This is a genomic window from Sphingomonas pseudosanguinis, from assembly GCF_014196255.1.
GTDB classification, from domain to species: Bacteria; Pseudomonadota; Alphaproteobacteria; order Sphingomonadales; family Sphingomonadaceae; genus Sphingomonas; species Sphingomonas pseudosanguinis.
The window spans coordinates 79,082-93,134 of the sequence record NZ_JACIDH010000004.1 but is presented as its reverse complement, the minus strand read 5'-3'; the positions used below and the strand labels follow the sequence as shown (position 1 = coordinate 93,134).

Here is a 14,053-nt window from a genome sequence, read left to right as displayed (position 1 = left end):
CGCCGGTCAGGAGGCGCGGCGCAGCTGCGGTCGCTCGTACGTCTCGCGCCCATGCGCCTGCGGCGATGCCGCGCGTCCGCTCGGCGCGCCATCGACGTTGAAGCGCATCACCGAGGAGACGAGCGTGCCGCACTCCTTGGCGAGCATCGTCGCCGCCGCCGTCGATTCCTCGACCATCGCGGCATTTTGCTGGGTGACCGAGTCGATCTCGCCGATCGCGATATTCACCTGGCTCAGGCTGTGCGCCTGCTGCTCGGACGACTTGGCGATCACATCGACCACCGCGCTGACGTCGGACACCTTGCCGATGATCCGTTGCAGCGCGTTGCCGGTCTCGTCGACCAGCGTTACGCCCGAGCGGACATGCTCGATCGCCGAGACGATGCGCGACTTCACGTCCGAGGCTGCGTCCGCCGAACGCTGCGCCAGCGCGCGCACTTCGGAGGCGACGACCGCGAAGCCCTTGCCCGCGTCGCCCGCACGCGCCGCCTCGACGCCCGCGTTCAGCGCCAGCAAATTGGTCTGGAAGGCGATGCCGTCGATGACCGAGATGATGTCGACGATCTCGCGGCTGGCCTGGTCGATGCCGTTCATCGCGGTGATCGACTTGGCGACGATCTCGCCACCCTTTTCGGCTTCGTCGCGCGCCTCGGTGACCGCGCGATTGGCCTGGCTGGCATTGATCGCGCCGTCGCGCACGCCTTGCGTGATCTCCCCCACCGCGGCGGCGGTTTCGCGCAGGCTGGCGGCCTGCTGCTCGCTGCGCGCCGAGAGGTGATCGGTCGCCTGGCGGATTTCCTCGATATTCGTGCGGATCGCGCCCGCGCTGCCGCGCACGTCGCTGGTCAGGCTGGACAGGTTCTGGACCGCGCCGTTGAAGTCCTGCGCCAGCTGATGGAAGGCCGGCGGCAGGTCGGTCAGGCGCGCGGTCAGATCGGCCTGCGACAGGCTGTGCAACCCGGTGCCGATCGCCTGGAGCGCCAGTTCGCGTTCGCGGTCGTCATCGACCTTGGCCTTGGCCGCGTCGCGGAAGACGACCACCGCGCGCGCCATGTCGCCCAGTTCGTCGCCGCGCTCGCTGCCCGGCACCGCGATGTCGTTCTGGCCCTGCGCCAAGTCCGCCATCCGCTGGGTCAACATGGTGATCGGCCGGGCGATGCTGCGGCTGAGCAGCATCTGGAGCGAGATGGCGATACCGATCAGCATGATGCCGCCCAGCACCAGCGCGATGATCGCGGTGTCGATCGCATGGTTCTGCGACGCCGCATTCTCCTCGATCGCGGCGGTTTCCTGATCGCGAATGTCGCGCAGCGGCAGCACGATCGCGCTGGTCAGCACCGCCTTGCCCGCATCGCGCACCGCCTGCTGCGCCTCGTCGCGCCGGCCCGCCTTCACCCAGGTGGTCAGCCGGTCGCTCCACTGACGCCGCCACTTGGTGGTCTCCTCGCGCGACTTGGCGACCAGCGCCAGTTCGGCCGGATCGGTCAGCATCGCGGTCAGCTCGCGGCTGGTGGTGTCATATTCCTTGCGCGCCTCGTCATAGGATTTGAGGTAGCTCTTGTCGCCCGTGACCAGGAAGCCGCGCAGCTGGCTGTTCTCGCGCAGGATCGACGTCTCCAGCGTCAGTGCCTTGGCATAGACCTCACGCGCATGATTGTTCCGCTCCGCCGCGTTTCGGATTTCCCAGATGTTCGCGAAGAAGACGATCGTCATGACCGCAGCGGACATGCTGATCACCAGGAACGATACGCCCAGTTTCTTGGGAATGTTCATGTTCGAGAGCATCACGCGGTTCTTTCAGCAGATCGGGGCCAGGAGCGAAGGCAGACGGACGGTCAGAAGTCGAAGCGCACGGTCGCCGACACGGTGCGCCCGTTGAGCGGGCGCCCCCGGACGATCCCGGACGCGGGGATGCTCGATTCGTCGAAGCCGGTGAAGGCGGCGACATCGAAGAGGTTGTTGACGTTGAAGAGCAGGGTCATGCGATCCGCGACCTGCGCCTGGACGAAGCCGTTAGTGGTGACGAAGCCCGGCACCTTGAGCAGGTTGTTGTCCTGCGCATAGCTGTCGGTCGTGCCGACAAAGGTCGCGCCGATGGTGAAGTCCTCGATCATCAGTTGCGGCGTGGCCTGGAAGATGAAGGCGGCCTGGTGCCGGGGCGTGTTGCCCTCGAACGCGGGGTTCACGCGGTCCTTGACGATCCGGGCATGGGTATAGGTCGCCCCCGCCGTCAGGCCGAAGACGCCGCGACGCAGACCGCCCTCGAACTCCAGCCCCTTGGCCTCGTAATCGCGCGAGATGAACTGCGATGTGACGGGATCGACATTGCTGTCCTGGCTCTTGGCCCAGAATCCGGTCAGGTTCAGGGTCAGCAGGTCGGTGCGGTACTTCACCCCGACCTCGGCCTGCTTGACCGGATCATAGGCGGCCGATGGCATCAGCAGCGCGCCGGTGGTGTTGCTGACCGCCGGCGTGAACAGCAGGCGATCGGCATTGGCGCGCGCGCCCCGGCTGTAGCGCGCGAAGACCGCGAGCGGATCGGCGATGCGGAAGTTGATGCCCGTCGAATAGGACAGATAGTGATAGTCGTAATCGACCGGCGCGGGCGCGGTCAGCGGCGAGACGCCGACCTTCTGCTCGGCAGGCGAGATGACGCCGTCGCCGTTCATGTCGCGCGCGACCGTGCCGATCCGGCCACCGCCCAGATCCGCGCTGATCATCCGGCCATTGGCGGAGCCGAAGTCATAACGGACGCTGGCGCCGATCGCGACGCGGCCGATATGATAATTGACCGAGGCGAAGGGCGCGTTGACCGCATAATCGACATCGATCGAGCGGCGGCGCGTGCCGTTCGCCAGCGCCAGGTTGAAGGCGTAGATGCCGTTCAGCGTCAGCAACCGTCCGGTCCGGTCGCGAATGTCGAGCAGCGCGGTGCGGCCGTCACCGCGCACATCGGCGATCAGCGTCGACCACAGCGCATCGCGCGCGATCGTCTGGCGCGCGGCATAGAAGCCCGCCGTCGTCGTCAGCTCACCGCCGCCGACATTCCAGACGCGGCTGGCGCGAATGTCGTTGGTGACATTGTCGAGATTGTTGTTCTGCAGGTCGAGCAGGTTGACGATCGCGAACAGGCCGTTGCCGTTCAGCGTCGCCGGATTGGCGATCGCCTGCCCCGCCAGCGGACCATTGGCATAGGACAGGGTCGCACCCGCGCCGCCGATCAGCGGCAGGGCCGATGTCGGCAGGAACGCGCTGCTGAACGGTGCGATGAACGCGCCCGACATCTTGGCGTAGCGGAACCGTTCGGTGACGGTCCAGCCCGACAGGTCGATCTGGGTCTCCAGCCCGATCGTCGTCGCCTTGCTGCGCAGGCCATCGACCGCGTGCGCGGCGATGTTGTTATTGCCGTCGAGCACCAGGCTGTTGCGGATATAGCGCGACATCATGGTGTCGTGGATGCCGTCGAACCCGACCACCGGGCGCACCTGCGGATCGGCATTGGTGCCGGTCGCGCGATAGGGCACCGCGTCGTAGAAGGGCGTGCGGTCGTCCAGATACTTGCCGTACAGGCGGATATAGCCCCCGGCGAACTCCTTGGTGACGTTCAGCTTGATCTGACCGCCCTTCTGCGCGTCATAGCCGGTGCGACGCGGACCATCGCCCTGGCGATAGAAGCCGCCGACATGGAAGCGCAGGCCGTCGCCCAGCTTGGCACCATAGTCGAAATCGGCGCGGTACTGGCGATAGTCGAGGCCGGCGGTCAGCGCGACCGCGCCGCCCTCCTGCGTGCCCGTCTTCGACACGAAGTTGATCAGGCCGCCGGGCGAATTAGATGCGAAGGTGGAGGCCGATCCGCCACGAATCACCTCGACCTGCGCGATGTTCAGGTCGGTGCGCAGGTACAGGTCGGGTCCGGCGGCCAGGATGTCCCCGAACTCCAGGACGGGCAGTCCGTCCTCCTGCAACTGCACAAATTTCAGCCCCTGGCTGGCGATCGGCAGGCCACGAACCGACAGGCTGACCCCGCCCTCGCCGGTCGACGCCTCGGAACGGATACCCGGAATGATGCGCAGAAGATCACCGGTCGAGCGAGGACCGAAGGTTTCGATCTCTTCGGGATGGAGGATACTGGTCGAGGTCGCGCTGTCGAGTCGATCGCGTCCCTTGGCCACGCCGGTCGAAATCGTGTCGCGCGACGCCACCGGCGCCTGCGGCGCGGCATCCTTGGCCGCCACGTCTTCGACAATGGCGGGCGGTACGAAGCCTAATGAAGCGACGGTCGCCAGCAACGAATGAACGAACATAGTCCCCCGAATAATCTTATGATTCTTGTCCCGGGGACGATAGGATTGCGCCGTTAATTATAGGTGAAACCACCCATAATTTTGCTTGCACCATGGTTACAAAGGCTTCCAGTCGAACCAGCCGCCATAGGGGTGGCAATGCGCCAATATCCGGTCTTCCCCGTCCGGCCAGGACCGTAGCCGCAACTCGACCTGGGTACGCGTGGCATTCCATTCGAATCCGATACAGGCGAAGGGGCGCGCCGCGTCCGCCTGCTTGGCCGTCGCGGCCAGCGTGCATTCGATGGCGGCGCGTTCGTCCGCGCCGACATATTGCAGCACCATCGAATGCAGGACGACGCGGTGTCGGCCTTCGGGGGCGGGCATGGCGAGTCGCGCCGCCAGCCAGTCCGCCGCGCGTCCGGTCGCGACCTGCGGCGGATGCGCGCGCGCAATCCCGAGCGCACGATCGAGTCGCTCGCTGCGGTCGGGCTGGTCGGCGAAGATGAAGGAGGCCAGCCGCTCGCACGCCGCCGGATCGCGAATATCGATCGGGTTGAGATCCACACCCTGGGCGGCCTGGACGACCACCGGGGCGATCGGCGGTGGCGATCCGTGCCAGGCCGGGGCGATCCGCACCGGCGACCCGGGCAGGCCGGCATGGACGCCACCCAGATCATAGGCATAGCGCGCCAGGTTCAGGTTCAAGCCGGCGCTCGCGCCGATCTCGAACAGTTCGAACGGGTGCCCATAGCGCCGGGCGAGCACCATCAGCGCGGCGTGGAAGCCCGCGGCGCGCCCGACCTCGTTGGTCTGCGGCACCTGATGCAGCCATTCGACCAGCACATCGTCATGTCCCGCCAGGGCCTGGGCGACGGCGTCGTCGAAGCGGCGATGCTCACCGGCATAGAGCGCGCTGAGCAGCGGCACCCGCCGCTGCCGCGCCAGCGCGTGGAGCGCGGCGTTGATCCGCATGGCGATGGCCGAAGAGGCCGCCCCGCTGCCCCAGGAGCGGATCAGCCGCGCGGTGCGCGGCGCATGGTCCAGCTGGCGGTCGACCGCCGCCAGCAGGTCGGCGACGAAGGGCGTCCCGATGCTGCGCATGACCTGCGACTGGCGCGCCAGTTCGCTGACGGTTGGAGTATCGATGGGGGGCGGCATGCCCGGCGACGACGGACTATCCGACTTCACGCACATCACTGTCGAACGCTCCGGCTGCATCGCCCCTTCATGGGGCCGCACGGGTTAATAATTACAGGCGTGCCACGCGCCGCGCCACCGTCGGGCGCGACGCATGGCCGACCGCCGCCGGATCAGAAGCCGACGCGCACCGACAGCGAGGTCGTCCGCGCATTGATCGACCGCGCCCGGACGATGCCGTTCGCGGGGATCACCGCATCCTCCGCCTCGGTAAAGCCCTTGCTGTCGAACAGGTTGTTGCTGTTCAACGAAACGAGGATGCGGTCGGTCGCGCGGAACTGCACGAAGCCGTTCACGACCGTATAGCCGGGCAGCTTCAGCTGGTTGCTGTCCTGCGCATAGCTGCTGGTCGTGCCGATCGCGTTCGCGCCGACCGTCAGACGGCCGACCTCGACCTGCGGCGTCGCCTGAAAGATCAGCCGGGCCTGGCGGCGCGGCGTGTTGCCGACGACGCCGGGGTTCAGCGCGTCGCTGACGATCTTGGCATCGGTCCAGGTCGCGCCGCCCGTCAGGCTGAACGGGCCGTAGGTATAGGCACCGTCCAGTTCCAGGCCATAGGCCCGGTACTTGCGGTCGATGAAGACCTGGCGCGTCGCCTCGTAATTCTGCTCCTCGGTCTTTGCCCAGAAACCGGTCAGGTTCACATACATGCCGTTCCGGCGGTATTTCAGCCCCGCCTCGGCCTGCTGGACATAGTCGACCGCCGCATCGGCATTGACGAGATGGCCGTCGACCGTGCTGACCGCCGGGCCGAACAGCAGGCGATCGGCATTGGCACGCGCGCCCCGGCTGTAGCGGACGAACATCGCGAACGGTTCGGACACGCGGAAGTTGATGCCCGAGGAATAGGACAGATAGTGCCAGTCATAATCGACCGGGGCCGGGCTGCTGAGCGGGATCACGCTGACGCGGCGTTCAGCCGCCGAGACGACACCATCGCCGTTCATGTCGCGCACCGTCGTGCCGACACGCCCGCCGCCCAGGTCCGACCCGAAGATCGCCCCGCGCGCGCTGCCGAAGTCGTAGCGGATGCTGGCGCCCAGCGCGACACGGCCGATCTTGTAGTTCAGCGAGCCAAACGGTGCGTTGACGTCGTAATCGACGCGGTAGCTGCGCCGGCAGCAGCCGCCGAAATAGTCCGCGCCGAACGCGTAATAGCCATTCTGCGTCTGCGCGACGCCGCCAGCGTTGAACACATCGACCAGCGCGGCACGCCCCTGCCCGCGCACGTCCATCAGCGTCGAGGTCCACAGCCAGTCGGTATCGACCGTCTGGCGCGACTTGTAGAAGCCGGCGGTGGTGGTCAGCTCGCCGCCGCCGACATCGAACACGCGGCTGGCGCGCAGATCGTTGGCGACATTGTCCAGGCTGTTGAGATTGACGTCGAACACCACGACCCGCGCCAGCAGGCCATTGCCGTTCAGCCCCGCCGGGTTCGCGATCACCTGCCCGACGCTCGGCCCGCTGGCATAGCGCAGGGTCGCGCCCGCACCCCCCAGCGCCATGGCGGTCGCCGCCGCGCCATCGACGGCGGCGGGGAAGTTCGAGATGAAGCGGCCCGAAATGTCGGCATAGCGGAAGCGGTCGGTGACGGTCCAACCGGCCACATCGAACCGCGTCTCGACACCGAAGGAATTGGCCACCGGATGCATGCCGTCACGCTTGTCGTGGATGACCGGATTGTTCTGGCCGTCCAGCGTCACATTGCTGGTGTCGTAGCGCGACAGCAGCGCGTCGCGGGCGATGTCGAAGCCGGGCACACTCTCATAGCGCGGATCGGCATCGGTGCCGGTCACGCGCACCGGATTGGGCAGATAGGCGGCCGAGCGGTCGTTCAGGAACTTGCCGTAGAAGCGGATATAGCCGCCGCTGAACTCCTTGGTGACGTTCAGCTTGATCTGGCCGCCCTTGGTGCCGTCATAGCCGACCCGGCGCGGCCCTTCGCCCTGATGATAGAAGCCGCCCAAGTGGAAGCGCAGCGTGTCGGAAACCTTGGCGCCGTAGTCGAAGTCGAGCCGGTATTCGCCATAGTCCAGGCCGGCGGTCGCCATGATCGCACCGCCGGTCACGTCGCCGGTCTTGGAGATCATGTTGACCACGCCGCCGGGCGAGTTGGACGAGAAGGTCGAGGCCGAGCCGCCGCGAATGGCGTCGACCGAGGCGACGTTCATGTCGGCGCGCAGGAAGATGTCGGCATTGCCGAAGGTGATGTCGCCGAATTCCAGCACCGGCAGGCCGTCCTCCTGCAACTGCGGAACTTGGCGCCGCCCGAGGCGATCGGCAGGCCCCGGATCGAGATATTGGCGTTGCCGTCACCACCCGAGCTTTCCGAGCGCAGGCCGGGAATGTTGCGGAAGATTTCGGCGGTCGAACGCGGCGCCGCCTTCAGGATTTCGTCCTGCCCCAGCGAGCTGGTCGAGATCGCGCTGTCCAGACGGTCACGCCCCCGCGCCACCGCCGTCACCACGACATCCTTGTTCAGCGTGCCGCGCGACGCGGCCTCCTCGCCCGCCGCCTTGTCGGCGGTGCCGCTTTGCGCCAGCGCCTGCGCGGGCAGCATTAGGGCAAGCGGCATGGTCGAGATCAGCAAACCATTTAAAAGCATGACAGTCCCCCGGTCTTGATCGGACCGTCCCTATGGCGCGATGCTTTGGAAAAATGTTAATGCGCGGGGCCAGTTGATCAAAATTGTACGCTTTCCGCCGACATATGATCGGGCGCGGCGCATGACGAAAAGCGGCCGGCACTATTGATCCCGATAGCCGGCACGGGCGTTTCCTTCCGATCGGAAGGGGGCTGTTCAACGTGGCATTGGCTGACAGGGGGTTTCGGATCGTTCGGCATCTCGCCGCGACGTGGGCAAGGCCGCATAGCGCGTCGCCGGTAATGCACTGGGCAAAGCTACTGGTCCGTACGGTGCGCAGCGCGTTGCGGGACGATTTCGGCATCGCGGCCAGCTCGATCGCCTTCGCCGCCTTTCTGGCGATGATCCCGGTCATCGGCCTGACCACCGGGGCCTATGGACTGTTCGCCCCGCCCGCCAGCGTCATCCGCAATCTCAAGACCCTCGCCGCCATCCTGCCCGCCGAGGCGCGGCAGATCGTGGTGGGCGGGCTGCACAGCACGCTGGCCTCGCACCCCGGCGATCTCGTCACCCTCGTCATCGCGCTGGGCATCGCACTGTTCAGCGCGCGGCGGGCGGGGCGGTCGCTGCTGCACGGCATCAACCTGGCCTATCGGATCGATGGCGAGCGACGGGGGCTGAAGCGGCAGATCGCCTCGACCCTGCTGGTGCTGGGCTGCGCGGCGCTGGTACTGACGGCGCTGATCTCGCTGTCGGTGCTGGCCTTTCTGAAAAGCTATGTCCCTGATGGGCTGCCCGGCGCACGCACCGCCTCGACGATCATCCTGTTCGGGTCGCTGACGCTGGGCGCGGGCGGCGGCCTCCTCCTGATCTATCGCTACGCCCCCGCCGCCGAGGAGGCGATCCCGTGGCGTCGCGTCGTGCCCGGCACGATCGCGGCGGTGGCGATGTGGCTGGCCGCGACGACGCTGTTCCGCACCTATGTCGCGCATGTCGCGCGGTTCGATGACACCTATGGCTCGCTATCGGCGGTCATCGTGCTGCTACTGTGGCTGCTCGTCTCCGCCTGGGCGCTGCTGCTCGGCGCGCGGCTGAATGCCGAGGCGATGGACGGCCTCTGACCCGGCCTTATCCCTGCCGCCAGAGCCGATCATAGGTCGCGTCGAACGCGGCCCGGTCGGCGGCGTCCTCGACGGTTTCGGCGACGCGCCGCGCATGACGCTCGGCCCAGACGGTGATCGCATCGCGCGCATCGGGCAACGCGGCATGGATCGCGCGCAGCGTGTTTGTCAGGCGCAGCGACACCTCGATCTCGACCACCCCTTCGCGCACGATCGGACCGAAAGCGTCGGTCAGCATATCGTCCATCGACGGCAGGCCGATATGGACGGGATAGGTGCGTGCGGCCTCCTCCCGGGGCGTCGCGTCGGGGCGCAGCGTCAGGAAGACGCGCAACAGCGCGTTCAGCACCTCGATCCCCGTACCGGGATCGTTGGTCGCCGGCGCCAGCGCGCGGCTGCCGATCTCGGCCAGCGCGATCAGGCCCAGGCGCGGGTCTTGGTCGAAACGGCGATGGCGTTCGATGGTGAAGGCCCGGACCAACGCCGTGCGCAGCGCGTCGTCGACCGCGCCCACGACATGCAGCAGCGGGCGCGCCGGATGCATCATCGCCCCCGGCAGCGCGGCGACATGGACGGACACGCCGTGATCCTCGGCCAGGCGGCCCAGCGTCTCGGCATCGATATGGGTGATATAGCCCGTCTCGGTCGCGACGATCGCGGTTGCGCCCGCCGGCACCGGGGTGGCGGGGCGGCCGCACAGATGCGGGCGTGCGGCGAAACCGGCCATGGCGCGGGTCGCGGCATCCTCCACCCGGTCGATGACATCGGCCATCCGTCCGAAGGCGGTGATATGCCCGATCCAGCGCAGCAGCGTCCCCACCACCAGCAGGATGATCAGCACGGTCGCGGCGAACAGGATGATGCGGCCGCTATTGCCATAGGCCCCCGTATTCAGCCCGACGATGCCGATCATCGAAAAGACGAACGCCCCCAGAAAGGTCGACAGCGCGTTTTGCGAGGTCGGGTCGCTGACCATCAACTGGGTCGCGCGCGGCGTCGCCAGCTGCGTCGCGGAGGAATAGGCGCTGACCATCGCGGTCAGCGAGAAGGTGGTGACCGCCAGCATGCTGGACGCCATGATCTCCAGGATGGTGCCGACCGACGTCTGGCCGATCTCGACCGAGAAGCTATAGGGCAGATAGGGCGTGACGATCGCCGCCAGGATCGCCAGCGCCACCCCGCCGGCGCTGATCAGCGCGGCGCGAAACCAGATCTGCTGCACGACCCGACGCAGAATCCAGGACCATTGCTTCATCGCCCACCCCGTCCGCCGGGCGCCGGCCCCGTCATCGTCAATGTCGTCCATCCCCTGATGCGGGGCCGCCAGCGCCCCGTTCCGCCCCTATACCGCGCGGGCGACGCGCAAGGTTCCGGCAACGGGCCACGGATCGTCTTGGCGCGTCCGGGGTTGCAAGGTGTGAGGACCGACGATCCCGTTGGTTTTGCGTCGGAAAGGACCCGGACCATGGGCGATATCGAGACATCCCGTCGCGGCATATTGAGCGGCACCGCGATCGGGCTGGCGGCGGCCGCCACCCCCGGCGCAGCGATGGCCCAGGCGGGCGGCGATACGCCCGCGCCCAGCCTGCGCGATCCGCGCACCAAATATACCCGCACGCCCTTCCCCGAACAGCGCCAGCCCTGGCCCGCGCTCGCCAGCAAGATGACGCCGCGCCCCGATCATGGCGAAACCAGCTATCGCGGATCGGGCAAGCTGACCGGGCGCCGCGCGCTCTTGACCGGCGGGGACAGCGGCATCGGCCGCGCCGCCGCCATTGCCTTTGCGCGCGAGGGCGCCGATGTCGCGATCAACTATCACCCCAGCGAAGAGCCCGATGCGCGCGAGGTCGCCGACCTGATCCGCCAGGCGGGGCGCAAGGCGGTGCTGCTGCCCGCCGACATCCGCACGCAAAAGGCCTGTGAAGAGACGGTGCGCAAGGCGATCGCGCAGCTCGGCGGGCTCGACATCCTGGTCAACAACGCCGCCTATCAACAGTCCAAGGCCGACATCATGGAGATTTCGGACGAACAGTTCGTCCGCACCTATGAGACCAATGTCTTCCACGTTTTCCGCTTTTCGAAGGCGGCGATCCCCTCGATGCCGCCCGGCGCGGTGATCATCAACACCATCTCGCAGAACAGCTACGATCCGGGCGAGGACCTGATCGACTATGCCTCGACCAAGGCGGCGATCCAGAATCTGACGCGCGGCATGGCCAAGCAGCTCGCCAAGAAGGGCATCCGCGTGAACGCGGTGTCGCCGGGGCCGATCTGGACCCCGTTACAGGTCGCGGGCGGGCAGTTGCCCGGCAAGATGCACGAATTCGGGCAGGACACCTCGCTGGGCCGGGCGGGCCAGCCGGCCGAACTCGCCTCGCTGTTCGTCGCACTGGCCTCGGACGAGGCCAGCTATTCGACCGGCACCGCCGTCGGCGCGCATGGCGGCAAGGGGTTCCCCTGACGCCGTTTTCAGGGCCTGGGCCCGGATAGACGTTCAGACCGCCCCCTATCTTTCCTCCCCTGTAAGAGGAGGAGGACCATGCGAAGCATGGTGGAGGGGTGTCCCCGGCCATGGCTATAGTCCCAAACTCTCCGCCCGGAACACCCCTCCGTCAGGCCTGTCGGCCTGCCACCTCCCCTTCCAGGGGAGGAATAGGAGGAATGTCGATCCGGCCTGGACCATGATGACACTGCAGGAAGCCAAGACGAGCCCCTCCCCTTCAGGGGAGGGGTTGGGGTGGGGCCTCGCCACGGGCCCCATGCTTGCGGAGCGGGGGGGGCCCCCCCCCCCCCCCCCCCCCCCGGGGGGGGGGGGGGGGGGGGGGGCCCCTCGCCACGGGCCCCATGCTTGCGGAGCTGCCCCACCCCCGGCCCCTCCCCTGAAGGGGAGGGGGGAGTCCGTCTTAGTCATCACGCCCTAGCGCCGCCGCCAGCGCTCCAGCTGGCCCAGCACGTCATTGGCGATCTGATCGGTCGAATAGCCGGTCAGGTCGCGCGTGCCCGCCACCCCGTCGGTGCTGGCGGTCAGCATCCAGGTCAGGCTGCGCCGCTTTTCCGACGCCTCCAGCGCGGTGAAGGCCGCCAGCGGGCGCGAGCGCGCGGTCAGGCGATAGACCAGGACATGATCGGGGCTGAGCGTGATGGTCAGCGTCGCGGTCCCCTCGTCATGCTCGACTTGGCTGTCGGCCCAGCCCTCCTGCACCATCGTCTCGCACACCGAACGCAGCGCGGGCAGCGCGCGCTCCTCGATCTGGCGGAGGATGTCCTTGCGGCTGGCGGGCACGAACAGCCGCTTGAGTCGCTCGCCCACCGCCGGCGTGTCCCCATCGAGCGAGACGCCGGCGAGATCGGCCTTGGTCTGGCGGATCAGCCCGAAGGCGAGCAGCAGCATGATGAAGCAGAAGGGCAGAGCGGCGAGCAGCGTCGCGGCCTGAAGCGCGCCCAGCCCGCCCGCGACCAGCAGCAACGCCGCCGTCGCGCCCAGCAGCACGCACCAGTACATGCGCTGCCAGCGCGGCGTCTCGTCCTCGCCTCCGGATGCCAGCGTATCGATCACCAGCGCGCCGGAATCGGCCGAAGTGACGAAGAACACGCCCACCAGCAGGATCGCCAGCGACGAGGTGAAGCCCGCACCCGGCAGATATTCCAGGAACTTGAACAAGGCGGTCGACAGATTGTCCTGCACCGCCCGCGCGATGCCGCCCGCCGCCCCGCCCAGATCGAGCGAGATCGCCGTGTTGCCGAACACCGTCATCCACAGGAAGGTGAAGGCGGTGGGCACGAACAGCACGCCGATGACGAACTCGCGGATCGTCCGCCCGCGCGAGATGCGTGCGATGAACATGCCGACAAAGGGCGACCAGGCGATCCACCATGCCCAATAGAACAGCGTCCAATGCGCCATCCACGCGCGCGGTTCATAGGCGTAGAGGGTGAAGGTGCGCTTGACGAAATGGTCCAGGTACAGTCCGAAATTCTGCACCAGCGCGCGGAAAAGGAACAGGGTGGGGCCGACCGCCATCACGAACAGCATCAGCAGCACGGCCAGCACCAGGTTCAGCTCGGACAGGCGGCGCACGCCGCGATCCGCGCCGCTCAGCACCGACAGGGTCGCGGCCCCCATGACCAGCACGATTACCCCGATCTTCACCGTGATCGTATCGGGCACGCCATATTCGTAATTCAGACCCGCCGTCATCTGCGACACGCCGAAGCCCAGCGAGGTCGCCACGCCGAAGACGGTGCCGCAGACCGCGAAGATGTCGATCGCATCGCCCAGCGGACCGTTGATCCGCTTGCCCAGCACCGGCGACAGCCCCGACCGCATGGTGAGCGGCAGGCCCTTGCGATAGGTGAAATAGGCCAGGCTGATACCGACCAGCGCATAGATCGCCCAGGCATGGACGCCATAATGGTGGAAGGTGATCGCCATCGCCTCGCGCGCGGCCAGGATGGTGCCCGGTTCGACATCGGGCGGCGCGATATAATGCTGGATCGGCTCGGCCACCGCGAAATACATCAGGCCGATGCCCATGCCGGCGGCGAACAGCATCGCCAGCCAGGACAGATAGGGGAAATCGGGCTCGGCATCGTCCGGCCCCAGCTTCAGCTTGCCCGCCGGCCCGAAGCCGAGCGCCAGCACGATCGCCAGAAAGGCGGCGACCGAGGCGATGTAGAACCAGCCGAAGGTATCGATGGTCCAGTCCTGCGCGGCCTTGAACGCGGTGTCGGCGGTGCCGGGCATCAACAGGGTGGCGATCAGCATCGTGGCGACGATCGCGCTGGCGCCCCAGAAGACGCGCGGGTTCATTCGAGAAGTCGGCATCGCGCCAACCTAACCGGGATCAGTCCAAAAGCCCATATGC

General features: G+C 67.3%; 7 protein-coding genes and 1 pseudogene. 2 read left to right on the top strand and 6 right to left on the bottom strand.

Translation table 11 applies throughout. The features are described from left to right. Positions 1 to 6: 6 nt before the first annotated feature. From GGR48_RS07320 to GGR48_RS07305, 4 genes and pseudogenes are all read right to left on the bottom strand, one after another. The gene (locus GGR48_RS07320; protein ID WP_240456102.1) at positions 7 to 1,785 is read right to left on the bottom strand and encodes a methyl-accepting chemotaxis protein; all 1,779 of its coding nucleotides are present in this window, start codon (positions 1,783 to 1,785) and stop codon (positions 7 to 9) included. A 50-nt stretch (positions 1,786 to 1,835) separates the two neighbouring features. Beyond that, positions 1,836 to 4,304, bottom strand: coding sequence for a TonB-dependent receptor domain-containing protein (locus GGR48_RS07315; RefSeq protein WP_183951266.1), 2,469 nt, complete (start codon positions 4,302 to 4,304; stop codon positions 1,836 to 1,838). Positions 4,305 to 4,400: 96 nt separating this feature from the next. Continuing rightward, the gene (locus GGR48_RS07310) at positions 4,401 to 5,444 is read right to left on the bottom strand and encodes a DUF2332 domain-containing protein (protein ID WP_240456103.1); all 1,044 of its coding nucleotides are present in this window, start codon (positions 5,442 to 5,444) and stop codon (positions 4,401 to 4,403) included. Positions 5,445 to 5,596: 152 nt separating this feature from the next. Continuing rightward, a pseudogene (locus GGR48_RS07305) lies at positions 5,597 to 8,088 on the bottom strand (TonB-dependent receptor domain-containing protein). A gap of 281 nt (positions 8,089 to 8,369) precedes the next feature. Between GGR48_RS07305 and GGR48_RS07300 the strand changes: the two are divergent. After that, positions 8,370 to 9,188: a YihY/virulence factor BrkB family protein gene (locus GGR48_RS07300; protein WP_183951265.1), complete on the top strand. Its 819-nt coding sequence runs from the start codon at positions 8,370 to 8,372 to the stop codon at positions 9,186 to 9,188. A gap of 7 nt (positions 9,189 to 9,195) precedes the next feature. Here GGR48_RS07300 and GGR48_RS07295 read toward each other — a convergent pair whose 3' ends face one another. Next, complete coding sequence (locus tag GGR48_RS07295; protein WP_183951264.1) at positions 9,196 to 10,443, bottom strand: DUF2254 domain-containing protein; 1,248 nt, start codon at positions 10,441 to 10,443, stop codon at positions 9,196 to 9,198. 210 nt (positions 10,444 to 10,653) lie between these two features. On the opposite strand from GGR48_RS07295, the gene GGR48_RS07290 reads away from it, so the two are divergent. Further along, positions 10,654 to 11,649 carry an SDR family oxidoreductase gene (locus tag GGR48_RS07290; RefSeq protein WP_276208018.1) on the top strand — a complete coding sequence of 332 codons (996 nt, stop codon included), beginning with the start codon at positions 10,654 to 10,656 and terminating at the stop codon, positions 11,647 to 11,649. Positions 11,650 to 12,105: 456 nt separating this feature from the next. On the opposite strand, the gene GGR48_RS07285 is transcribed toward GGR48_RS07290, so the two are convergent. Continuing rightward, complete coding sequence (locus GGR48_RS07285; RefSeq protein WP_183951263.1) at positions 12,106 to 14,013, bottom strand: BCCT family transporter; 1,908 nt, start codon at positions 14,011 to 14,013, stop codon at positions 12,106 to 12,108. Between the last annotated feature and the right edge of the window lie 40 nt (positions 14,014 to 14,053).